This window comes from Mycolicibacterium pallens (assembly GCF_019456675.1).
Lineage (GTDB): Bacteria > Actinomycetota > Actinomycetes > Mycobacteriales > Mycobacteriaceae > Mycobacterium > Mycobacterium crocinum.
Window position 1 is genome coordinate 4,379,223 of sequence record NZ_CP080333.1, and the last position, 22,457, is coordinate 4,401,679.

At 64.9% G+C, this 22,457-nt stretch carries 16 protein-coding genes and 1 pseudogene; 4 read left to right on the plus strand and 13 right to left on the minus strand.

Going from position 1 to position 22,457, the window contains the following annotated elements; translation table 11 throughout:
• Positions 1–9: 9 nt before the first annotated feature.
• Genes K0O64_RS21360 through K0O64_RS21415 form a run of 12 tightly spaced genes read right to left on the minus strand, consistent with a single transcriptional unit; the run spans position 10 to position 14,632 of the window.
• Positions 10–1,719 (minus strand): MCE family protein, encoded by a 1,710-nt coding sequence (locus K0O64_RS21360; RefSeq protein WP_071942596.1) that lies wholly within the window; start codon positions 1,717–1,719, stop codon positions 10–12.
• Positions 1,719–3,074 (minus strand): MCE family protein, encoded by a 1,356-nt coding sequence (locus K0O64_RS21365; protein WP_220045737.1) that lies wholly within the window; start codon positions 3,072–3,074, stop codon positions 1,719–1,721. Before K0O64_RS21365 ends, K0O64_RS21360 begins: the two co-directional genes overlap by 1 nt.
• A complete protein-coding gene (locus tag K0O64_RS21370; RefSeq protein ID WP_096312026.1) occupies positions 3,071–4,498 on the minus strand; it encodes an MCE family protein in 1,428 nt (475 codons plus the stop codon). Before K0O64_RS21370 ends, K0O64_RS21365 begins: the two co-directional genes overlap by 4 nt.
• Positions 4,498–5,580 (minus strand): MCE family protein, encoded by a 1,083-nt coding sequence (locus K0O64_RS21375; protein ID WP_220045738.1) that lies wholly within the window; start codon positions 5,578–5,580, stop codon positions 4,498–4,500. The genes K0O64_RS21370 and K0O64_RS21375 overlap by 1 nt, the downstream gene beginning before the upstream one ends.
• Positions 5,580–6,605 (minus strand): MCE family protein, encoded by a 1,026-nt coding sequence (locus tag K0O64_RS21380; protein ID WP_071942588.1) that lies wholly within the window; start codon positions 6,603–6,605, stop codon positions 5,580–5,582. The genes K0O64_RS21375 and K0O64_RS21380 overlap by 1 nt, the downstream gene beginning before the upstream one ends.
• On the minus strand, positions 6,602–7,879 hold the full coding sequence (locus K0O64_RS21385) for an MCE family protein (protein ID WP_220045739.1): 1,278 nt from the start codon (positions 7,877–7,879) through the stop codon (positions 6,602–6,604). Before K0O64_RS21385 ends, K0O64_RS21380 begins: the two co-directional genes overlap by 4 nt.
• A gap of 9 nt (positions 7,880–7,888) precedes the next feature.
• Positions 7,889–8,737 (minus strand): MlaE family ABC transporter permease, encoded by an 849-nt coding sequence (locus tag K0O64_RS21390; protein WP_005144282.1) that lies wholly within the window; start codon positions 8,735–8,737, stop codon positions 7,889–7,891.
• Positions 8,737–9,543: an MlaE family ABC transporter permease gene (locus tag K0O64_RS21395; protein ID WP_071942582.1), complete on the minus strand. Its 807-nt coding sequence runs from the start codon at positions 9,541–9,543 to the stop codon at positions 8,737–8,739. Before K0O64_RS21395 ends, K0O64_RS21390 begins: the two co-directional genes overlap by 1 nt.
• Positions 9,533–10,702 carry a thiolase C-terminal domain-containing protein gene (locus tag K0O64_RS21400; RefSeq protein ID WP_071942580.1) on the minus strand — a complete coding sequence of 390 codons (1,170 nt, stop codon included), beginning with the start codon at positions 10,700–10,702 and terminating at the stop codon, positions 9,533–9,535. Before K0O64_RS21400 ends, K0O64_RS21395 begins: the two co-directional genes overlap by 11 nt.
• A complete protein-coding gene (locus tag K0O64_RS21405; RefSeq protein ID WP_071942578.1) occupies positions 10,699–11,910 on the minus strand; it encodes an OB-fold domain-containing protein in 1,212 nt (403 codons plus the stop codon). The genes K0O64_RS21400 and K0O64_RS21405 overlap by 4 nt, the downstream gene beginning before the upstream one ends.
• Before the next feature lie 17 nt (positions 11,911–11,927).
• Positions 11,928–13,133 (minus strand): CaiB/BaiF CoA transferase family protein, encoded by a 1,206-nt coding sequence (locus K0O64_RS21410; protein ID WP_220045740.1) that lies wholly within the window; start codon positions 13,131–13,133, stop codon positions 11,928–11,930.
• Complete coding sequence (locus K0O64_RS21415; RefSeq protein ID WP_220045741.1) at positions 13,130–14,632, minus strand: aldehyde dehydrogenase family protein; 1,503 nt, start codon at positions 14,630–14,632, stop codon at positions 13,130–13,132. The genes K0O64_RS21410 and K0O64_RS21415 overlap by 4 nt, the downstream gene beginning before the upstream one ends.
• Positions 14,633–14,950: 318 nt before the next feature.
• Here K0O64_RS21415 and K0O64_RS21420 point away from each other — a divergent pair.
• From K0O64_RS21420 to K0O64_RS21435, 4 genes and pseudogenes are all read left to right on the plus strand, one after another.
• A pseudogene (locus K0O64_RS21420) lies at positions 14,951–15,395 on the plus strand (SDR family NAD(P)-dependent oxidoreductase).
• 59 nt (positions 15,396–15,454) lie between these two features.
• Positions 15,455–16,315 (plus strand): mycofactocin-coupled SDR family oxidoreductase, encoded by an 861-nt coding sequence (locus tag K0O64_RS21425; protein ID WP_071942572.1) that lies wholly within the window; start codon positions 15,455–15,457, stop codon positions 16,313–16,315.
• A 34-nt stretch (positions 16,316–16,349) separates the two neighbouring features.
• Positions 16,350–16,547, plus strand: coding sequence for a ferredoxin (locus K0O64_RS21430; RefSeq protein ID WP_071942570.1), 198 nt, complete (start codon positions 16,350–16,352; stop codon positions 16,545–16,547).
• Between the two features lie 38 nt (positions 16,548–16,585).
• Positions 16,586–17,950: a cytochrome P450 gene (locus tag K0O64_RS21435; protein ID WP_071942568.1), complete on the plus strand. Its 1,365-nt coding sequence runs from the start codon at positions 16,586–16,588 to the stop codon at positions 17,948–17,950.
• Between the two features lie 63 nt (positions 17,951–18,013).
• Here the strand turns inward: K0O64_RS21435 and K0O64_RS21440 are convergent, their stop codons facing one another.
• Positions 18,014–21,853 carry a hypothetical protein gene (locus K0O64_RS21440; RefSeq protein ID WP_220045742.1) on the minus strand — a complete coding sequence of 1,280 codons (3,840 nt, stop codon included), beginning with the start codon at positions 21,851–21,853 and terminating at the stop codon, positions 18,014–18,016.
• Between the last annotated feature and the right edge of the window lie 604 nt (positions 21,854–22,457).

Genomic DNA, 22,457 nt, shown 5'->3' on the forward strand with positions numbered 1-22,457 from the left:
ATACCTCTTTCAGCTCTGCAGCATGTCCTGCCACGTCGTTGCCGGCTTGGCCAGGTTCGTCTGGCGGTACAGCGTGCCGTCGCTGCCCATGTACTGCCCAGTACGCGGGTCATACTTGGCGACCTGCAGTACGGGCGCCTTCTGCCCGTTGGGAGTGAATGCGCTCGGAGCAACCTGCGGCGTGCCGGGTTCGGCCGGTGGGGGCGGCTGCAGATCAGTCGGCAGCATGTTGGCCGGCCCCGGCAGATTGATCGGATCCGGACCGATGTTGCCTTCCGGCCCCGGCGGCGTCACCGGCGGGGTTAGGTACGTCGGCTGGCCCGGCAACATCGACCCGGGATTGGTGCCCGCGAAATTCGGTGGGGGCGAATCGATCGGCGGCGCGCCCGGCGGTGGCGCAGTCACCCCCGGCGGCAGCGGAGTGCCGTTCAGGGGCCCGAAGAGGTTGGAGCTCGGCAGCGCCCGGGTGTCGACCGGGATGCCCTGAGCGACGAGGTTGGGGTCGATCGGGTACGGACCGGTGACGTGCTGACGCTGCGCCAGCGGCTGAAAACCGTTGGGATCGTTGCACAGTTCGACGGTCGGCGCACGCTTGCCGGGATGCTCCATGCAGGGGTAGTTACGCGCACCACGCACCGCCACCGGCGAATCCTGCGGCAGCTTGCAGTACAGGCCGTCGGGGGTGTCGATGACCGATGTGTCGGCGGGGTTCCGCCAGGACGACGGCGGAAGGAAGCCGACCGTACACGCCGCCGGATCACCAAGGCCGAGCGAGAAGTCACCGTTGGGCAGGCCGGTCGGGTTGTTCGTCGGCGCGTACGTTTGGATCTGCGCGACGAACGGCGGAACGAGGACCAGCAGCTGTTCGACCGACTTGTTGTAGGTGAGGAAGATCTGGCCGAAGGTGGTCATGTTCGCCAAAAGCACTGGCAGCGTCGGCTTTATCTGCTCGAGGAGTCTCGAGGTCTCCTGGGCGAACCCCGGGCCGTCGCGAAGGATCGCGCGGAACTGCGGGTCGTTGTTGGCCACCTGGTCGGTGATTCCGGCCAGGCTCTGCGCCCAGGTGCGGATCGAGTCGGTGGTCATCTCCTGCGCCCCGACGAACGGGCGCGCGTCATCGATCAGGGCACGCGTGTTATCGGAGACGCTGTTGGCGTCCCGGGTGATTGTCGCGCCCGAGTCGACCAACGAACCGAAGTCGTAACCCGTGCCGTTGAAGGCCTGGTAGGTCTCCCCCAGCAGCTGGCTCAGCTTGTCTTTCGGGATGGTGTCCATCAGCTTGCTCACCTGGTCGAGCATCGGTCCGACCGCTTGCGGGATCGACGTGTTGCCGACCGGGATGACCGACCCGTCCTGCAGGTAGGGCGCTTTGTCGTTGCGCGGCAACAGTTCCACGTACTGCTCGCCGACCGCGGACATGCTGCGCACCTCGGCCTTGAGGTCGGCCGGGATCTTCGGCGACGTATCCAGCGAGAGCGTCGCCCGGGCACCGGTGTCGGTGAGCTCGACGGAGGTGACCTTGCCGACCTGCAGGCCCCGGTAGGTGACGTTGCTGAATTTGTACAGACCGCCGGTCGCGGGCAGATCGAGCTTGACCGTCAGCCGGCCCAGGCCGAGCAGGGTCGGCACCTGGATGTAGGCGAACAGCATGATCGCCACACCGACGATCGAGGCAACGGTGAAGATGATCAGCTGAGTCCGGACAAAACGTGTGAGCATTAGCCGCCCCCTCCCGTCGGCGGCGCCGGCGCCGTGTTGGCCGGCGGATTAGCCTGAGCCCCATACGGTCCGGCGAAGATCGGCTGCACTCCCGTTGCGGCGAGTTGTTCGCGGGTATAGATCTGGGTACCCGGCGCCGCGATCGGCGACGGCGGCACCAACGGCAGGATCGGACCCGCGGCGGCGATCGCCGACAGTGGCGGCGCCTGCGGCGGCGGATTGTCGTCGAAGACATCCGGCGGCGGTGGGGTGACGCCCGTCTTGAGCGGATCGTAGGTGTAGTTCAGATACACCGGATCACCGGGCGCCGGGATCAGTTGGGCGCCCGCATCAGCCCACCGGGTCCCCAGCATCAGCGTGCGCTTCAACCGTGGAATCGTCAGGTCGATGATCGCGAACAGGTTGTAGTAGTCACCGCGGATCGCGCGATCCATGAAGCTCTGGGTGAAGGGGAAGTGGATCGCGTATTCGAGCAGCGCATCCAGATCCGGGCCGACATCGGCGAAGGCCTTGAACGCCGGTTCCAGATTCTTCAGGTTTGCGACCAGGTCGGCCTGCGATTCGTTGACCAGCGTGGTGGCGGTGTCACTGAACGTGCCGAGTTTCTGCAAGGCCGTTGTCAGCGTTGGCCTTTCCTTGACCAGCACGTCGATGGCAGGTGGGATCTTTTCCAGGGCGCGGGTGAGGTCGTCGCGCTGACCGGCGAATGTCGTCGCCATCCGATTCAGCGACTGAATGACCGACACGATGTTGTCCCGCTGGCCATCCAGCGTTCCGACGAAGGTGTCCAGACGGGTGATCAGGTCACGGAATGCGGCCTCGTTGCCGTTGACCGCCGTGCTGAAGTTGTGGATGACATCGCCGATTTGACCGAGGCCGCCACCGTTGACCACCGCGGCCAGCGAGGCCAACGTCTGCTCGGTACTCGGGTAGGTCGACGCCTTGTTGAGCGGAATCGTCGCGCCGGGCGAGAGTCTGCCGCTTGGCGCCTGTCCGACAGGCGAATTCAGCGAGAGGTGCATGGAGCCCAGCAAGCTCGTCTGCCCCACGCTGGCAACGACGTTCGCGGGTACGGCCACATCGGGCTTCACCGAGAACTCGACGTCGGCATGCCAGTTCTTCACCGTCATCTTGCGCACGCTGCCGACGACGACGTCGTTCATCATCACGGGCGAATTGGGTTCCAGCGTAGAGACGTTGCCAATCTCGACGTGATAGATGGTCGCGTCGGATCCGCGGCCCACCGTACCGGGCAACGGCAGTGAGTTGACGCCCTGGAAGGCGCACCCACTGGTGGCCATCGCGACGCCGCAGCCGACGATCACCGCTCGCCGCAACGATTTTCCGCCGATCATGGCGTTCCTCCTGCTTCCGCGGCCATCGGAGGACCGGGCGCCGGGCCTGGCGCCGCGCCCACCGGGTTCAACATGCTCGGCAGCGACGAGATCACACTGGGCGGGATGACCGGCGGTGCACCGGGCAGCAGCTGAGCCGCACCCGGGGGCGCCTCACCCGGCGCGCGCCCGGTGAACCCTGGCGGTCCCGGTGTCACGCCCTCGTACGCCGAATGGTACGGCGGCAGCGGCGGAACGTCGGGGGGCGGACCTGCGGCACCGGGCCGGAGATTGTCTTGGGAGTAGACGAGTTCGTCCGGGGAGGCGGACGGCATCAGGTAGGGATCGATGCCGATCGGCAGGTAGTTGAAGTTCAACAGCCGAAGCGCCGGGCCGAGGTACTGGCTGCACAGCTTCGCCGTTTCCGGAGCGGTGGTGTTCTCGATGGCACCGATTGCACCGCAGACGAATTCGGTCGGGTTGGAGAAGTTGTTCAGCACGAACTGTCCAACCGCACTACCCGACGACGGGTTGTAGATGTTGTAGGCGTTGGTCAACGCGTTCGGCGCGATGTGGAGGAGGTTCTCGATCTCCATCTTGTTGTTGAGCAGGTTGGTGGTGACATTCGTCAGCCGGTGGAGCTGCTCGGACGTCTGGTCGCGACTACCCGCGACGAACCGCTGGATGTCGACGATCGCCACCGAGAGGTTCTTCAATGCGGAGTCGAGATCCGACCGGTTACCGTCGATCACACTGGTCAGCGTCGCCAGCCGATTCTGGAACATCACCACCTGCTCATTGCTGTCACGCAGGGTTGTGACGAAGGTCTGCAGGTTCTTGATGATGTCGACGATGTTGCCGCTGCCGTTGGCCAGCACGCGGGACACCCCGGCGAGCTCAGTGATGGTCTGCCGCAGCTTGTCGCCGTTCCCGTCGAGCGCGTTGGCCGCACTGTCGATGAAGCGCGACACCGACGTACCCGAGACCCCGCTCTGCGGCCCGAGGTCGGTGGCGAGCCTGGTCAGCTGCTCTTTGACCTCGTCCCACTCCACCGGGATCGCGGTGCGGTCCAACGGAATCACGGTGTCGTCGGGCATCGGTTTCTGCCCGGTGTTCTTCCGGTAGGCCGGGGTCAACTGGACATAACGGGCAGCGACCAGGTTCTGCGCCACGATGACCGCTTTGGCGTCGGCCGGGATCGGCACGTCACGGTCGACGTGCATCACGAGTTTGGTCTGGGTGCCCTGCGGTTCGATGGCGTCGATGGTGCCGACCTTCACGCCGGACACCCGTACGTCGTCGCCCGGGTAGATACCCGTGGCGGTGGTGAAGACCGCGGAGACGGTCTTCGGTCCGAAGAAGATGTTGCGCACCAACACCGCGGCACCCACCACGAGCAGGCCGGCCAAGACGACCGACAGCACCTTCACCCAACGCTTGCTCATCAGCGGGACCCTCCCGGAATACCGTTGTACGGCAGCGGCAATTCGGCGCGCGGCCCGGCGTTGTCCGGCGGCTGGCCTGCGTTGACACCACGCCGGAAGCCGAGGGCGTAGTCGAAGAACGGCTGAAGCAACTGCGCCGGCTGCAGGTTCGGCACGAACGCGTTGTAGTACGGGCCGTTGGCCAAAGTCTCACCCTCCGAGAGGATGAACTTCTTCACGTTCGGCAGCATCTGGGCGATGTTGTCCTTGTTCTTCTCCAGCACGGCCACAACAGAATTGAGCCGCTGCAACGTCGGAGCCAGCTTGTCCTCGTTGTCGTGGACCAGCCCCGTCAACTGCGCCGACACCGCGGAGGTGTTGGCCAGCAGGTCCACGATCGCCTCGCGCCGGTCGTTGAGCACACCGAGCAGGTCGTTGGCATTGAGGATCAACGTGTTCAGCTGTTGACTGCGCTGGCCCAGCACCGCCGTGACGTCGGCGGCGCTCTTGAGCAGGCCGGCCAGGTTCTCGTTGCGGCTGTTGAGCGATCGAGAAAGCCGGCTCAAGCCATCGAACGTGGGCCCCAGCTTCGGGGCGAGCTGATCGATCGTCGCGGACAAGGTGTCCAACGACTGGTTGAGCGACGCGGTATCCGTCCCGGCCGTGTTACTGGTCAGATCACTCACGGCATCGGTCAGTGAATACGGCGACGACGTCCGCGTCGTGGGGATCACGTCGCTGGAGCGCAGGCTCCCACTGCCTGCCGATTCCAGGGTGAGCACCCGCTCGCCCAGCAGGGAGCCGGTGCGGATGTGGGCAGCGGTCTGTGAGCCCAGTGAGTATTTGCCTTCGGTGGTGAAGGTGACCAGCGCATCTCCGTTGTCCAGCGAAACATCGGTGATAGAACCGACTTTGATCCCGGAGAGCGTCACGTCATTGCCGACGGTGATCCCGCCGGCCTCGGTGAACAGCGCCTGATGACGCACCGAGGTGGCCAGCTGCAGCAGCCGCTCAGGCTGCAGCCCGACGGCGATCACCAGCAGGATCAAGACCGCGCCGAGGAAACCGGCACGCCACAGGTTTGAAGCTCGGTATTTCAGCATTAGGGCTCCGAACACCTACCGGATTCTTGTTTGATCATCGGGAAGACCCCGGTCCGTCCCTGGAGGTCCGTGACACGGATGGACAGACCGCAGATGTAGTACATGATCCAGCTGCCATACGCGCCGAGCCGGGCCATCTTGCGGTAGTTGTCCGGACCGCGCTGCAGACCCCGATCGAAGACGATCTTGTGGTCGTCCAGAAGCGGCGCAAGCCTGTTCAGCTGTTCGATGTCGCCCTTGAGTGGGGCGCGGGCCTGGTTGAGAAGACTGGTGAGCGACGCTGTTCCGTTGTCCAGCTGAGTGATCGCGGTACCGATGGGCTCGCGATCCTGGGACAGTCCGGTGATCAGCTTCTCGAGCTTGTCGATGGCTCCGGAGAACTTGTCGCCGTCCTTGGCCAGCGTGTCGACGACGACCTTGAGGTTGTCGATCAGCTGCTCGACGGTTTGACTGTTGTCGGCCAACGCATTCGAAAACGACGTTGTCTTGCCGAGCAGCGAATCGAGCGTATCCCCCTGCCCCTGCAGGATGTTGATCAACGATGCGGTGAGCGCGTTGACGTCCTGCGGATTGAGCCCCTGGATCACCGGCCGCAGCCCACCCAGGAGGAGGTCGAGGTCCAGCGCGCCCTGCGTGCGGTCCTTGGGTATCTGGGAACCCGCGGGCAGCACCCGAGTCGAGCCCGGTCCGTCGACCAGATCCAGATACCGGTCGCCGGTGAGGTTGAGATAGCGCACGGCCGCTTGGGTTCCGGTGGTCAGGACGATGTCGCGATCGGCATCGAACTTGACCAGAACGCTCTTGTCCGGTTGCAGATCGACGCTGTTGACCGTCCCGACGCGGACTCCGGCGACCCGCACGGTGTCGCCGTCCTTCAGCCGGGATGCGTCGGCGAACACCGCCGAGTACCCGGAGGTCGAGCCACTGCGGTAGTTGCTGAACGTCAGGAACAAGAAGGCGGTCAAAACCACCATCACGACGGCGAACACGCCGAACTTCACGAGTGTGCTTGTGGTGCGCATCATCCCGGCTGTCCGATCTGTGCGGTGTTGCGTGGCGGCCCGTCCAGCGGTCCGAACAACAGCTGCTTGAGGCCATCGGAGTTGAGCAGGATGCCCTGGTTGCCGTACTGCCACGGATTGCTGCCGACATCGGTCACCAGATACTTGGACTTGTTGCCATAACCGATGTACGGCAGGCCCATGCACTGCGGGCCACCCGAGGCCGCGACCTTGGGCAGGTTGGACGGGTAGCGGTAGCGCTCGATACCGAGCGTGAACGCCACGTTGACCAGAACGCCCGGATCCATCAGCGGCGGTTGTAGCCGAACGAAGTTCATGCCTTCGAGCGTGCAGTTGATCGCCGGTGCGTACTCGTTCAACAGATCTGTCGTGGGTGTCAGCAGATGCAACACCTTGCTCAGCGCAGGCTGATTGGTACCGAGGACGTCATTGCCCTCGTCGGCCAGCCCGATCATGTTGACCAGGAAGGTGTCCAGGTTCTGCTGCTCCTCGACGATGCTCTGACTGATTGTGTTGGTGTTCTGTACGGTCTTCACCAGATCCGGTGCGGCATCGGCATAGGCCGCGGACACCGGGGCACTGAGTTCGATGTCCTTGGCCAGATTCGGCAGGCTCGGCTCCATCTTGGCCAGCAGTTCGTCGAAATCCTTGATGGTCTGGCCGAATTGCTTGCCCCGCCCGGCGAACGCCTTCGATAGCGCCCCGAGCGTCGCGTTGAGCTGTGTCGGGTCGATCTTGTTCAGCACCTGGGTCAGCTGCTGGAACACGGTGTTGATCTCGACGGTGACGTGCTGGCCCTGCAGAACCTGCCCGGCGTACATCGGTTTCGACGACGGCTCCGCGGGCGGCTGGAAGTTGACGTACTTGGCACCGAAGACGGTCGTCGACGCGATGTCGGCGACGACGTTCGACGGGATCTTGCGCAGCTGCGCGGGATCCATCGCCAGGTGCAGGGCCGCCGTTCCGTCAGCGCGGCTCTCGATCGATTCGACCTTGCCGACCTGGACGCCGCGCATCTTGACCCGCGCGTCGGGGTTCATCACCAGGCCCGCGCGGTCGGAGATCACGGTCACCGGAACGGTTTTGGTGAAGTCACCACGGAACAGGCCGACCGCGACGGCAACGAGTCCGACCACGATGACCACGGTGGCCAGGCCGGCCACCGGCCGCGCCCAGCTCGTCGCGCCGAAGCTGGTTCCCGTTTTGGCCGCCACTGGTGCGGCGTGGGTTTCGGTTTCTGATCGGTCGGCGGGACCCGGACCGAGATTGCGTGTCACGTCATCTCCCTATCCGGACAGGTTGAAGTTGCCGTTGGAGCCGTAGATGGCTAGGGATACCAGCAGGGTGACCGAGACGACCACGATCAGGGAGGTGCGCACGGCGTTGCCGACGGCGACGCCGACTCCAGAGGGTCCGCCGGTGGCGAAGTAGCCGAAGTAGGTGTGGATCAACAGGATCGTGATGGCCATCAACACCGCTTGCAGGAAGCTCCAGAGGAGGTCGATGGGGTTGAGGAAGGTGTTGAAGTAGTGGTCATACAGTCCGCCGGACTGGCCGAACAGCACCACGGTGGTGAACTGGCTGGCGACGAAGGACAGGATGACGGCGATCGAGTACAGCGGGGTGATGGCGACCATGCCGGCCACAATCCGCGTACTGACGAGGTATTCGACCGGGGGGATACCCATGGATTCCAGGGCATCGATTTCTTCGTTGATCCGCATCGCGCCGAGCTGGGCGGTGACGCCGGCGCCGAAGGTGGCGGCCAACCCGATCCCGGCCACCACTGGTGCGGAGATTCTGACGTTGATGAAGGCGGCCAGGAAGCCGGTCAACGCTTCGATCCCGATATTGCCCAACGAGCTGTAGCCCTGCACGGCCAACGTCCCACCCGCGGCGAGGGTCAAAAATCCGACGATGACGACGGTGCCGCCGATCATGGCCAGGGTGCCCGCCCCCATCGAGATTTCGGCGATCAACCGGATGATCTCCTTGCGGAAATGCAAGGCCGCGTGGGGGGTGCCGGCGATCGCCCGGCCATAAAAGATGGTGTGATCCCCGATGCGGCCGAAGGTGCCCAGCGGGCGGCGGACCTGACGGGCGATCCGCGGATACAACGCCTGCAGTGATGCCATCAGCGGGCGCTCATCCGGATACCGATCGCGGTCACCACCACGTTGACCACGAACAACGCCATAAACGCGTACACCACCGTCTCATTGACCGCGTTGCCCACGGCTTTGGCGCCGCCGCCGGTGATCGTCAACCCGCGATAGCAGGCCACCAGCCCGGCGATCAACCCGAACAGGGCGGCCTTGACACAGGAGATGATGACCTCGGGCACCCCGGTCAACAACGTGATGCCCGCGGCGAACGCCCCCGGATTGACATCCTGGACGAACACGGAGAACACATAACCGCCCAGGATCCCGATGATCACCACCAACGAATTCAACAGAAGCGCAACCAAACCCGAGGCCAGCATCCGCGGAGTCACCAGGCGTTGCACCGGGTTGATGCCCAACACCTCCATCGCGTCGATCTCCTCGCGGATCGTGCGTGACCCCAAATCCGCGCACATCGCCGTCGCCCCCGCACCGGCCACGATCAACACCGTCACCAACGGACCCACCTGGGTCACCGCACCAAACGCCGCCCCGGCCCCCGACAAATCAGCAGCACCCAACTCCCGCAACAAAATATTGAGGGTGAAGCTCACCAACACCGTGAACGGAATCGCCACCAACAACGTCGGCGCCAACGACACCCGCGCCACAAACCACGACTGCTCCAAAAACTCCCGCCACTGAAACGGCTTGCGAAACACAAACCGCACCGCATCAGCCGACATCGCAAACAAACCACCAATAGCCTGCATCGGCCCGGACGCGCTCTTCAGCGAGATACCTGGCGACCAGCGGTCGGCTCCCTTAACTGCCATCGGAACCCGGTCCTTCCAGAATCGTCACCGCAGCGACTGCCGTCGGCCCACCGATGTTGTGAGCCAGCCCGATTCGTGCGCCATCCACCTGGTTGCCGGCCTCACCGCGCAGTTGGTCGAAGAGCTCCACACACTGGGCCACCCCGGTAGCGCCGGGTGGGTGACCCTTGGCCTTCAAGCCGCCGCTGGGATTCACCGGCAAAGCTCCACCGACACAAGTCACCTCGGCCTCCATCAACTTGTAGGCCTCCGCAGGTTCGGCGAAGCCGAGATCTTCATAGCTGATCAGCTCGATGCCGGTGAAGAAATCGTGAACTTCAGCCACATCGATATCAGCGGGCGTCAAATTTGCCATACTGAACGCTCTTTTCGCCGCGCGAATTGTCGCCGGAAAAGTCGTCATGTCCGCTTTATGTTGGTGCATCACCGAGTCCAGCCCGAGACCCACCCCGCGGATCCACACCGGCCGGTCGGTGAAACGGTCCACCACATCCTCGGCAGCTAACAAAAGTGCTGCGGCGCCGTCGCTTTGGGGCGCGCAATCGTAGACACCGAACGGCGTGACGACCATCGGCGCGGACAGCACCTCGTCGATGGTGACCTCGAATCGGAGCCGCGCTTTCGGATTCGACAGACCATGACGATGATTTTTGACGGCGACCATTGCCATGTGTTCACGCGTTGCCGGAGTTTCGTGCAAATAACGCGCAACATGGAGCGCAAAGCCGGCCGGCGCGACCAATCCCAACGGGTAATCCCACGCCATGTCGCGGGCCATCGCTTCCCACTCCCACAGCAACTGCTTGGAAGCGGTCTCGCGCAGTTTGTCGGCACCCATCACCAACGCGACGTCGGCGGCTCCGGAGGCGACACCATAGAGGGCGTTGCGGACGGCGTCATTGCCGGTCGCACAGGAGTTCTCGATGCGGGTCACCGGCAGGTTGGGCAGCCCGAGCGAGTCGGCGAGGATTCCCGCGGGGAATCCGTCAGGGGTTCCCATCGCGCCGAACCAGGCCGCATCGATCTCAGACTTGTTGACGCCCTTGTCAACCCGAGCCGCACACTCGGCGAACGCCATCGGGAGCAGGTCCTTGAGCCCGAGGGCGAAGTGCTCTCCAAACGCCGTCATGCCGGCACCCACGATCGCGACGCGCCTCATGCCGCACCCCAGGACCGGGCGGACGGTTCCCGCGGAACCGCAGGCTGATACGGCTCGAACGCGTACCCGTAGTCGGGCACGCCGGAGCGCACGGCCACTCGGCGCAGGGTCAGCCGCCCTCGATCGCCGATCCGCACCGCGCCCGCCTCGACGCCGGTGACCTTGACGAGCGCGCGGACCGCGACACCGTCGAGTTCGACGATCACCAGCGAGTAGGGGGTGCGCAGTCCTGGGACCGGAATGTGCACGGTGACTTCGGTATACACGGTTCCCACCCGCGGCAGCGGCACCAGTTCGTAGTCGGTGGTCAATCGGCCATCGTCGTCGAGGCGGTAGCGCGGTGGGAAGTCCAGCTCGTCGCTGGTGCCGTAGCGGCCGGCCTCCCACCGCACCTTGGCTTCGAAGGCCCGCTCATAGGCGGCCAGAGAGATCGGGATGTCAGGGCCGGCGACGACCTTGGTCTGCGGCCGCGGCCGGGCGTCCGGCTCTCGGCGGTAGACGGCGGCACCGCCACCGACCACCGTCACACCGGACAGGCTGGCCTGCTCGACCGCCACCAACGGGCCGTTGGCGCCCGACTCCGCAAGCGCGGCCAACGCGAACAAGCCGGCGCTCGCACCGGCCGTCGGCACGACGGGCGGATCGCCACCGCACAGTTCGACGGCGCGATCGTGGTCGACGCCGGCCAGCGCGACCGGGGTGTCGAGCCAGGCCGCCGCCAGCGACGCGACCAATCCGCGTTCGTGCAACAGCCGCGGATCTCCGTAGTCGTGGACCACCCCATCGACGTTGCGAGTGCGAACTGGAAGGCTGCGCGCCACCCGCGCCGCGGTCCGCACCTGCAGTCCGTTCTCTCCAGTCAGGATCGCCGCCGCCCCGGCCGGATCCAGGTCGGACCCGATGACCAGCGTGCGGGGCCGGGCCGAGCTGACCGCGTCCAGCGTCGCCGGCGCACCGCCGAGCCGCTCGTCGACCTCGAGCTCCGGATCCAGACCGAGACCGGCCAACAGCACCGCGGCGTTGCTGCTCTCCAACAGCGGGAGATCGCGGCTGACCAGCACGACTCGTTCGACGGCGCCGCCTTCGGACAGCGCCGCCCGGCCGGCTTCAACTGCGAGTGTGATCGCATCCTCGTCATCGCCGGCAATGCGATGTGCATCACACCCCCATGAAGGTAGGTATGTGCCAATGGCGACGATGTAGGGCATGAATTCTCCGGCGCGACCTAGGTGACCGCGCCAGCGGTCTTGAGTTCGATGATGCGGTCCCAGTCCAGCCCGAGCTCTTCGAGGATCTCGTCGGTCTGCTCGGCGAATCCCGGAGCCGGTCCGCTCTGCGGTGCGGCGACGTCGAACTGCACGGGGTTGGCGACCAGCTCCAACTCCCCCGCCTTCACCAGGTATTCGTTGGCCCGCACCTGCGGGTCGGCCGCTGCCTGCAGCGTGTCCTGCACCGGCGCCCACGGCCCGGCCAGCGTGGCGAACCGCGTTGACCACTCCGCGAGCGTCCGGGTGGCCATCGCCTTGCCGAGGATCTCGACGGCTTCGGCGGTGTTGGCCGCGATCTGCTCGGCCGAGGAGAACCGTTCGTCATCGATGTACTCGGTGATGTCCATGTGCCGGCAGACGTCGGCCCAGAACTTCGTGGGCTGCATCATCACGAAGGAGATGTAGCGGCCGTCGGCCGTTTCGTAGAGCCCGGTGAGCGGGTTGATCGGCGAGCCGTGCACACCGGGCACCGGCGACACCAGTCGCTCGCCCAGGTGCTGGGTCAGTGCGATGGTGTGGCCCAACGCCCACAGGCCGCTGCCGAGAAGGGACACGTCGACCACCGACGGTTCGCCGGTGCGCTCACGCTTGAACAACGCTGCCGCGATTCCGCCGGCGAGGTTGGTGCCGGAGATGGTGTCGCCGTAGGCCGGCCCGGGCGGGGCGATCATGCCCTCGGTTCCCGGCGGCGTGATCGTGGCCGCGGTGCCGGCCCGGCACCAGAAGGCGGTCATGTCGTAGCCGCCCTTCTCCGCCTCCTGGCCGCGTGGGCCGAAGGCGCTGCCGCGCGCATAGATGATCTTCGGGTTCACCGCACGGATGTCGTCGACGTCGATGCCGAACTTCGTTCGGTGTCCGGGCAGGAAGCTGGTCAGGAACACGTCCGATCGACGGGCGAGCTCCAAGAGCACCTCTTTGCCCTCGGGCACCGACATGTCCAGGCCGATGCTGCGCTTACCCCGATTGGCATGCTCCACATTGGGATTCGGGTCGCCTTCGACCCGCAGCGGTCCGGTCTGGCGCAGTCCGCGCTGCGGGTCGCCGGTGACCGCGTGCTCGACCTTGATGACCTCAGCACCCCACTCACGCAGCACCGCGCCGCACGACGGCACGAAGCCGTACATGGCGACCTCGAGGATGCGCACTCCGTCCAGCGGCCTCATGAGATGACCGCCGCGAGGGTCTTGCGCTCGAGGAACTCTTCCAGGCCCGCCACACCCATCTCGCGGCCGACGCCCGACTGCTTGTAGCCGCCGAAGGGACTGTCCGGTCCGAAGTAGTTGCCGCCGTTGATGCCCATCGTGCCTGTGCGGATCCGGCGGGCGATCGCCAGTGCGCGGTCGTGGCCGCCGAACACCCCACCGGACAGTCCGTAGATGGAGTTGTTGGCGATCCGCACGGCGTCGTCGTCGTCCTCGTATGCCAGGACGGCCAGCACGGGACCGAAGATCTCCTCCTGGGCGAGTTCGCTGTCCGGGTCGACGTTCGTGATCAACGTCGGCTCGTAGAAGAAGCCCGGGCCGTCGACCTTCTTGCCGCCGGTGACGACGGTTGCGCCGGCGGCTACCGCGCGCTGGACCATCCCGTCGACCTTCTCGCGCTGGGTGTCGTTGATCAGCGGGCCCATGTAGGTGGCTGGGTCGGCTGGATCCCCGTAGCGGACCATGCCCATGAAGTTCTTCACCAGCTCGACGATCTCGTCGTGGTGCTTGCGGGGCACGAGCAGCCGTGTCGTGATCGCGCACCCCTGGCCGGCGTGCGAGCAGATCATGAACGCCGCCATCATCGCGCAGTTGTTGAAATCGGCGTCGTCGAGCACGATCATGGCCGACTTGCCGCCGAGCTCCAGGAACACCTTCTTGATGGTGTCGCTGGCCGCCGCCATGATCTTGCGCCCGGTTGCCGTCGACCCGGTGAAGGTCACGACGTCGACGTCGGGGCTGGTGGTCAGTGCCGCACCGACGGCGGGGTCGGTGGAGCTGATGACGTTGATGACGCCCGCGGGGATGTCGGTGTACTTGGCGATCACCTCACCGAGTGCCAGCGTGGTGAGCGGGGTGTCCGGCGCGGCCTTGAGGACGACCGTGCACCCGGCGGCCAACGACGGGCCGAGCTTGGCCAGCGCCAGTTGGTTCGGATAGTTGTACGCGATGATCGCGGCCACCACACCGGCGGCTTCCTTCTCCACCCAGCGGTGGTGGCGCTGCCCGCGGCTCTCGATCTCACCGAGGTCCTCGGACATCTCGTAGCTCTTCAGCAGGTTCGCGTAGTAGCCCACGATCCGGATGGGGTCGTCGAGCTGCGCGCTCTCGGTCAGCGCTTTGGTGGCGCCCACCTCGGCGATCGTCAGCGCGCGCAGTTCGTCGCTGTGCTCGACGAGCGCTGTGTGCAACTGCTCCATGCACCGGATCCGCAGCTCGACGTTGGTGGACCAGTCGGTGGTGTCGAAGGCCTTGCGGGCCGCGGCGATCGCGCGCTCGGCATCGGCGACGTCGGCATTGGGCGCATAGCCGACCACGTCTCCGGTGGCGGGATTGATCGACGGATAGGTCTGCTGGGCGCTGACAAGCTGACCATCGATCAGCATGTGCCGCTCGGACACCTGGCTTTCCTCCGCTTGCTCGCCGCTCGCGATGGTGGCCGTCGTGTCCTGGGCCGGCATCAGCAACTCCTCCAGTCGTCGGATAACTCGGTTCTCATCTCCGGCGAATCATACATTCGGCCCATGAGAACTCAAGCCGCGTTCATCGAACACGTCACACCTCCGGCGCGCGCCCCTAGACGTCGCCTCATGCCACATCTCCGCAGTTAGACACATTGCGCCGAAGTGTCTTGCGAAATGGATCACACCGAGAGTAGCGTTCTCATATCAGAAAGGGAGATTCTTGACATTCGAGATCCGCTGGATCGGCGACGCTACCGGAGGCGGACGCCGAGGTGAAGCGTGTCCGCCCTTGGTCGACCGCGACGGAGACCGTTGGTGAAGACGGCGGTGGTAACCGGCGGCGATTCGGGGATCGGTGCTGCGGTGGCCGACCGGCTGCGCACCGACGGCTACAACGTGGCCGTCGCCGAGATTCGGGCCGCGCTGGGGCCGTCACCATCGGCGGTCAATGCCGCCGGGCGCGACTCATTCAAGCGATTCCTCGACATCAACTTCGAGAAGTGGAAGAAGATCGTCGACATCAACCTGCATGGGGTCTTCCACACCTGCCAAGCCGTCCTGCCCGACATGATCGAGGCCGGCTGGGGCCGCATCGGCGACACGCCGATGCTGCGTAAGGCCGAACGGCCGGCAGAAGCGCAGCGACTCGGGTGCCGCGGACTCAGAAACCCGCGCCGCGGCATGTGCCTTCTTCACCTCCGAGGAAGCCGGCCACCTCACCGGCCAGATCCTCGGTGTCAACGGCGGACGCAACATCTGAGCACGATGCACGACACCACGTTTCACCACGACAAGACGTAAGCACAGAAAGGAACACCTATGGGACGTGTCCAAGGCAAGGTCGCCTTCATCACCGGTGCGGCACGCGGGCAGGGGCGCAGCCACGCCCTGCGGCTGGCCGAAGAGGGCGCCGACATCATCGCTGTCGACTTGTGCAAGGACATCGACACCATCGGCTACAAGATGGCGACGCCCGAGGATCTCGAAGAGACCGCCGAACTGGTCAAGAAGACTGGGCGCGGCATCGTCACCGTCCAGGGCGACGTCCGCGAAGCCGCCGAACTCAAGGCTGCGCTCGATCAGGGCCTCGCCGAATTCGGCAAGGTCGACATCGTCGTCGCGCAGGCCGGCATCGCCGGGATGAAGGGCCAGCCGCCGCTTCAGGCTTGGTGCGATGTCATCAACACCAACCTGATCGGAACCATCAACGCGATCCAGGTGGCACTGCCGCATCTGGAGGCGGGCGCCTCGATCATCGCGACCGGATCGACCGCAGCGCTCATGGACGCCCATCAGAAGGACAACCCCGGCGCCGATCCCGGCGGCATGAGCTACATGGTCGCCAAACGCCTGCTGTCGAATTATGTTCACGACCTCGCCACCGAGCTTGCGCCGCGGGGCATTCGGGCCAACGTGGTTCACCCGACCAACTGCAATACCGACATGTTGCAGAGTGAGCCGATGTACCGGTCGTTCCGGCCGGACCTCGAGCACCCGACCCGTGCCGACGCCGAGCCGGTGTTCGGGATCCAGCAGGCGATGAAGGTCAACTTCGTTGAGCCGTTGGACATCAGCAATGCGGTGCTGTGGCTGGCATCAGAAGAAGCCCGTTACGTCACCGGTATGCAGCTGCGTGTCGATGCCGGCGGCTACCTCAAGTGGTACGACTACCACGTCTGACACCGGAACAACCACCAGATTTGAGAGGGAATTCGTGAAGGTTCGGGTTGACCAGGAGCGGTGCCAGGGGCACACGCTGTGCGCCATGATCGCTCCAGACATGTTCGAGCTCAACGATATCGACGGCAGCTCGTCGGCGGTGACTGAAGAGGTGCCCGCCGACCAGATCGAGCTCGTGCGGGAAGCCGCACATTCCTGTCCTGAACAGGCGATCCTCATCGAAGAGGATTGACCTCCAATTGCCACCCAAATATCAAGGGAGACAATGCCTTGAGTATCGATGACGTCACTGACGACACCGAACGAAAGCAGCCGACCTATCACTTTGATCGGCACACGCCGGAGTATCGGCAGCAATTCGAGAAGATCACCGAAGAGATGCAGTCTCGGTGCCCGATGGCGTGGACCGATGTCTACGGCGGCCACTGGGTGGCGGCGGGCAGCAAAGAGGTCTTCGAACTGGCCCGCTGCCCGGTGGTCTCCAACCACCACGACCTCACCGGCGAGACTCCATACCAGGGCATCACGATCCCAAAGGCACAGCGCGCCACGGTGGTTCGCGGTGGCATCTTGGAGATGGATGAACCCGAACACAGTTCGTACCGCGGGGCGCTGAATCCGTACCTCTCCCCCGCTGCGGTCAAGCGGTGGGCACCGTTCGTCGACGAGATCGTTCGCGCTTCGCTCGACGAGAAGATCGAGTCCGGGCACATCGACTTCGTCGACGACCTCGCCAACATCGTGCCCGCGGTGCTCACCCTGGCGATGATGGGTATCAACCTCAAGAAGTGGCCGGTCTACAGCGAGCCCGCCCACCTCTCGGTGTCCACCCCCGAACACTCACCGGACGCGCCGCGCGTCGCGGAGATGAACCGGCAGATGGGCCTCGACATGGTCACCACCATGATGGAGGTCCGGGAGAATCCCCGGCCTGGTCTGGTCAATGCGCTGCTGCAGTTGCGCATAGACGGGGAGCCGGCACCCGACCTGGAGATCCTGGGCAATCTCGGGCTGATCATCGGTGGCGGGTTCGACACCACCACCGCACTGACCGCGCATTCTCTGGAATGGCTGAGCGAGCATCCGCGCGAGCGGGAACGGCTCAGCCGCGAGCGCGCCACGCTACTGGACCCCGCCACCGAGGAATTCCTGCGCTACTTCACCCCCGCGCCCGGCGACGGACGCACGTTCTCCGAGGACGTCGAGGTCGAGGGCCATCGGTTCAAAGAGGGTGAGCGGCTGTGGCTGTCGTGGGCGATGGCCAATCGCGACCCGTCGGTGTTCGAAAAGCCGAACGAGGTCATGCTCGACCGAAAGGGCAACCGGCACTTCAGCTTCGGCATCGGCGTACATCGTTGTGTCGGGTCGAATGTGGCGCGTACGGTGTTCAAGTCGATGGTCACCGCCGTGCTCGACCGGATGCCGGACTACGTCTGCGATCCGGAAGGCACTGTGCATTACGAGACAATCGGTGTCATCCAGGGTATGAAGCACCTGCCCGCCGACTTCACCCCCGGACCGCGGCTGGGCCCCGGGCTCGACGAGACGCTCGACAAATTGCAGCGGATCTGCGAGGAGCAGGGTCTCGCGCGTCCCATCACGGAACGGAAGGAAGCAGCAGTCATCGACTGGTGAACCGCTGACACACGACTGTGGCCCCCTCCTTTCGGAGGGGGCCACAGTGCTTCGTGCTGGTTGTCAGGCAGCACCCTTCTTCGCACTGCCAGCCTTCGCGGCGCCCGAGGCCTTGTCCGAGCCGTTCCCGGTTGCCGGGCCGTCGACCTTGGCTCCGCCAGCCTTGGCATCCGAGGATCCCTTGACGGGCGGCTTCGGCAGCGACGGCAGCGACACCTTCGGCGGCGCGGGCAGCGTGACCTTTGGTGCCACCGGCAACGAGATCGTCGGCAGCTTGGGCAACGAGATCTTCGGCGGCGCAGGAAGGTTCAGCTTGGGGGCGGAGACCTTCGTGCTCGGTGCCGGAGTCGACGGCGTCGCGTCGGCCGTCTTTGTCGCCGTCGGCGCGGGTGCAACCTTCAGCGCGACTGTCGGCGCATTGCCGGTGAGCCCGGTCACAGTGTCGTTGGTGCCCTTCACTTCGGACGCCGCCGCAGCGCTGGTCGCGGCCAAGGCCGCGGCCCCTGCTCCGGCGTTGACGCCACCACCAATGTGAATACCACCGAGGTTGAAACTGATGTTGATCCCGAGGCTCGCGTTGATCGAGTTGACCAGGTTGTTCAGCCCCGCCGCGAACCGAGCGCCCGCTGTCGCAAGCGCGTTGATAACCGCCTGCGGCGACGGCAAGGCTGACAGCGCGGCGGTGATAGCGGCGTTCAGTGCCGCACCGCCCCGGACCAGCCCGGTGCCCAGCGCATTGATGATCTGGTTGCCCAGTGCCACACCAGCGTTCAATCCGGCCTCGAGCGCTGCGGCACCCTGGTTGAACACCTGCTGAACAACCTGCAGGCCACCGCCCAGTGCTCCCGTGACCGCGTTGACGAACTCGGCCGGGCTCGGGAAGTTGGCCACCGCCGCGTTGAACGCAGCGGCCAGCTGAGCGCCGCCGTTCGCCAATGCGTTGATGATCGCCTGTACCCCATCAAGGTTCACGTTCAACGCGGCCTGCAAAGCCAGAGCCAGGTTGACGTTGATGTTGCCCAGGGCGTCGACCAACGCATTGATGAACGCCTGCGGGCTCGGGAAGGCGGCCAGAGCCGCCTGGAACGCCGCCGACAGCGCGGTGGCACCGTTGCGCAGCGCGTCGATCACGGCCTGGAAGGCGGTGCTACCGGCCGCGATTCCGGCCTGGATTGTCTGGGCCAACTGACCGGTGAAGGTGGTGAACGCGTTGGCCAGAATGCCCAGCGTCGGGTTCAGCGCCGCGAGTGCATTAGCGAAGGCCTGGACGAACGCCTGCGGGCTCGGGAAGTTGGCCAGTGCGGCGTTGAACGCCGCAGCCAAGGCCGCACCACCGTTGACCAACGCATTGACGAAGCCCTGCAACCCATCGACACCCAGGTTCAGCGCGGCCTGCAGAGCCAGGCCCAAGTTGACGTCGATATTGCTGAAGGCTTGAACCAGAGCGTTGATGAACGCCGCCGGGTTCGGGAACGCCGCCAAGGCCGCCTGGAATGCCGCTGCCAACGCACTGCCACCATCGGCCAAGGCATTGAGCAGAGCCTGGAAACCGGTGAGCCCAGCCGCAATTCCGGCCTGAATCGTCTGAGCCAACTGACCAGTGAACGTAGTGAACGCATTGGCCAGCGTCGTCAGCGCCGGATTGATCGCCGCGAATGCGCCCACGAGCGCGTCGACGAACGCCTGCGGGCTCGGGAAGTTGGCCAGTGCAGCGTTGAACGCCGCAGCCAAGGCCGCACCACCGTTAACCAGAGCGTTGACGAAGCCCTGCAACCCATCGACGCCGATGTTGAGTGCAGCCTGCAGAGCCAGACCCAGGTTGACATCGATATTGCCGAGCGCCTGCACCAGAGCGTTGATGAACGCCGCCGGGGTCGGGAACGCCGCCAAGGCTGCCCGGAATGCCGCTGCCAACGCACTGCCACCATTGGCCAAGGCATTGAGCACAGCCTGGAAACCGGTGAGTCCAGCCGCAATTCCGGCCTGAATCGTCTGAGCCAACTGACCAGTGAACGTAGTCAGTGCATTGGCCAGCACGCCGAGGGTCGGGTTGAGCGCGGCGAACGCACCGACAAGCGCGTCGACGAACGCCTGCGGGCTCGGGAAGTTGGCCAGCGCCGCGTTGAACGCCGCAGCCAACGCCGCACCACCGTTGACCAGAGCGTTGACGAAGCCCTGCAACCCATCGACACCGATATTCAGCGCGGCCTGCAAGGCCAGACCCAGGTTGATATCGATATTGCTGAACGCCTGCACCAGAGCATTGAAGAACGCCGCGGGATTCGGGAACGCCGCCAGCGCCGCCCGGAACGCCGCCGCCAACGCACTGCCACCATCAGCCAAGGCATCGAGCAGAGCCTGGAAACCGGTGAGCCCAGCTGCAATTCCGGCCTGAATCGTCTGAGCCAACTGACCGGTGAACGTGGTGAACGCGTTCGCCAGAATGCCCAGCGTCGGGTTCAGCGCGGCGAATGCACCGACAAGGGCGTCGACGAACGCCTGCGGGCTCGGGAAGTTGGCCAGTGCGGCGTTGAACGCCGCAGCCAAGGCCGCACCACCGTTAACCAGAGCGTTGACGAAGCCCTGCAACCCATCGACACCCAGGTTCAGCGCGGCCTGCAGAGCCAGGCCCAAGTTGACGTCGATATTGCTGAAGGCTTGAACCAGAGCGTTGATGAACGCCGCCGGGTTCGGGAACGCCGCCAAGGCCGCCTGGAATGCCGCTGCCAACGCACTGCCACCATCGGCCAAGGCATTGAGCAGAGCCTGGAAACCGGTGAGCCCAGCCGCAATTCCGGCCTGAATCGTCTGAGCCAACTGACCGGTGAACGTGGTGAACGCATTCGCCAGCACGCCGAGGGTCGGGTTGAGCGCGGCCAGCGCACCGGTGAGTGCGTCGACGAACGCCTGCGGAGTCGGGAAGTTGGCCAGCGCCGCGTTGAACGCCGCAGCCAGGGTTCCGCCGGCGTCGACGAGAGCCTGGATGAAGTCGCCCAGCCCGGTGATCTCTCCCTGCAGCGCGAGCCTCAATTGCAGGCCCAGGTTGGCGTTGATGTTGGTGAATGCCTGCACCAGTGTGCTGAAGAATGCCGCAGGATTCGGGAACGCCGCCAGGGCTGCCTGGAAGGCTGCCGCGAGTGCACTGCCACTGTCGCGCAGTGCCGTGAGCACCGCCTGGAACATGTCGACCTTCGCTGTGATCGCGGCCTGGATGACGTTGCCCAGCGCACCGGTAAGGTCGGTGATCACGTTGGCCACGATGCCCAACGTCGGGTTGATCGCGGCGAGCGCAGCTTCGAATGCGGCCGCGAATTCAGCCGGCGTGGGGAAGCCCGCGACTGCGGCGTTGAACGCCGCAGCCAGCGCGGCACCGCCCGCGATCAGGGCATCCGCCAAAGCTTGCGCGTTCAGATTCAGGTTCAGAGCGGCGTTCAGCGCCGCCTGGATCGCCAGCCCGAGGTTGACGTCGACGTTCGCAAAGGCCTGGACCAGCGCGTTGATGAACGCTTGAGGGGTCGGGAACGCGGCAATGGCGTTGTCAACCGCGCGGGCGAGGTCGCTTCCGCCGTTCAGCAAGCCGTCGACGACAGACTGCAGAGCGGTGTTGCCAGCACCGATTCCGGTGATCAGAGTCGCCTGAAGCGCGTCACCGAACTGTGTGATCGCGGTGTCTGCCGCGCTATTGAGGGCGTTGAGTCCGCCCTTGACGCCGTTCCATCCATTGTTGATGGCTTGGATCACGTCTTCGAGTGAGGACAGTGAAACGTCGGCGAGTGCCGACATAGCGCGATCACGCACCAGATGGAGATCCGGCGGTGTCACCTGGATGGGCGCCAGCACAATCGCGCTGGCCCCGAAGACTGCCACCCCCGCGGTCAGATACGACCGAACAGCAACGTCCATGACTATCCCTTCAAAATGGCTGTGCCCCGACATGCGCGAACATACCTGAGAAGAACCTAAGTAGCCAAGTGTTTGCTCACAGTTTTTAGGCGTTGCTGGATGGTTTTACCGACAAATTCGGATCCAGTTAGCTGGATGGAAATTAACCCAAATTATTTGACGGTGCCGCATATAGCGAACCAGCAAAAAGTCATGCGTCTGCTCGCGCTGACGGCACAGCGCCGTCTCACACAGGTGCCCGGGATCGCACACGGCGCATGTAAGCACCGTTGATGAGGTCACTCAGCCAACCGCGCGCATACCCTCCCCGTACCGGACCTTGTCGGCCGACAACACCCGAAACCGTGAGCCAGGCGAAGTATCAGCAAGAACTTCAGTAACAGGAGTGACGTGGTGCATGGTTCGCTACCGCTGGCAGGGACCGGTCATGGGCGTCCAGAAAAATTCACCGCGATTCGCAGTCGCGACACGCCGCCCAGTGGGCTGCGACCACGCCTACCGCCCGCTCAGGCCGACATGATCACGCGAGCCGGTGGAGTTTGCAGACTATGGTTTGAACTCAGCCGCGACGGGGAACATCGCGGTCTACGCATTTCGACGTCAG

Coding starts and splice junctions, on each gene's coding strand:
- K0O64_RS21360 (WP_071942596.1), bottom strand. CDS start 1,719: ATGCTCACACGTTTTGTCCGGACTCAGCTGATCATCTTCACCGTTGCC.
- K0O64_RS21365 (WP_220045737.1), bottom strand. CDS start 3,074: ATGATCGGCGGAAAATCGTTGCGGCGAGCGGTGATCGTCGGCTGCGGC.
- K0O64_RS21370 (WP_096312026.1), bottom strand. CDS start 4,498: ATGAGCAAGCGTTGGGTGAAGGTGCTGTCGGTCGTCTTGGCCGGCCTG.
- K0O64_RS21375 (WP_220045738.1), bottom strand. CDS start 5,580: ATGCTGAAATACCGAGCTTCAAACCTGTGGCGTGCCGGTTTCCTCGGC.
- K0O64_RS21380 (WP_071942588.1), bottom strand. CDS start 6,605: ATGATGCGCACCACAAGCACACTCGTGAAGTTCGGCGTGTTCGCCGTC.
- K0O64_RS21390 (WP_005144282.1), bottom strand. CDS start 8,737: ATGGCATCACTGCAGGCGTTGTATCCGCGGATCGCCCGTCAGGTCCGC.
- K0O64_RS21395 (WP_071942582.1), bottom strand. CDS start 9,543: ATGGCAGTTAAGGGAGCCGACCGCTGGTCGCCAGGTATCTCGCTGAAG.
- K0O64_RS21400 (WP_071942580.1), bottom strand. CDS start 10,702: ATGAGGCGCGTCGCGATCGTGGGTGCCGGCATGACGGCGTTTGGAGAG.
- K0O64_RS21405 (WP_071942578.1), bottom strand. CDS start 11,910: ATGCCCTACATCGTCGCCATTGGCACATACCTACCTTCATGGGGGTGT.
- K0O64_RS21410 (WP_220045740.1), bottom strand. CDS start 13,133: ATGAGGCCGCTGGACGGAGTGCGCATCCTCGAGGTCGCCATGTACGGC.
- K0O64_RS21415 (WP_220045741.1), bottom strand. CDS start 14,632: ATGCCGGCCCAGGACACGACGGCCACCATCGCGAGCGGCGAGCAAGCG.
- K0O64_RS21425 (WP_071942572.1), top strand. CDS start 15,455: ATGGGACGTGTCCAAGGCAAGGTCGCCTTCATCACCGGTGCGGCACGC.
- K0O64_RS21440 (WP_220045742.1), bottom strand. CDS start 21,853: ATGGACGTTGCTGTTCGGTCGTATCTGACCGCGGGGGTGGCAGTCTTC.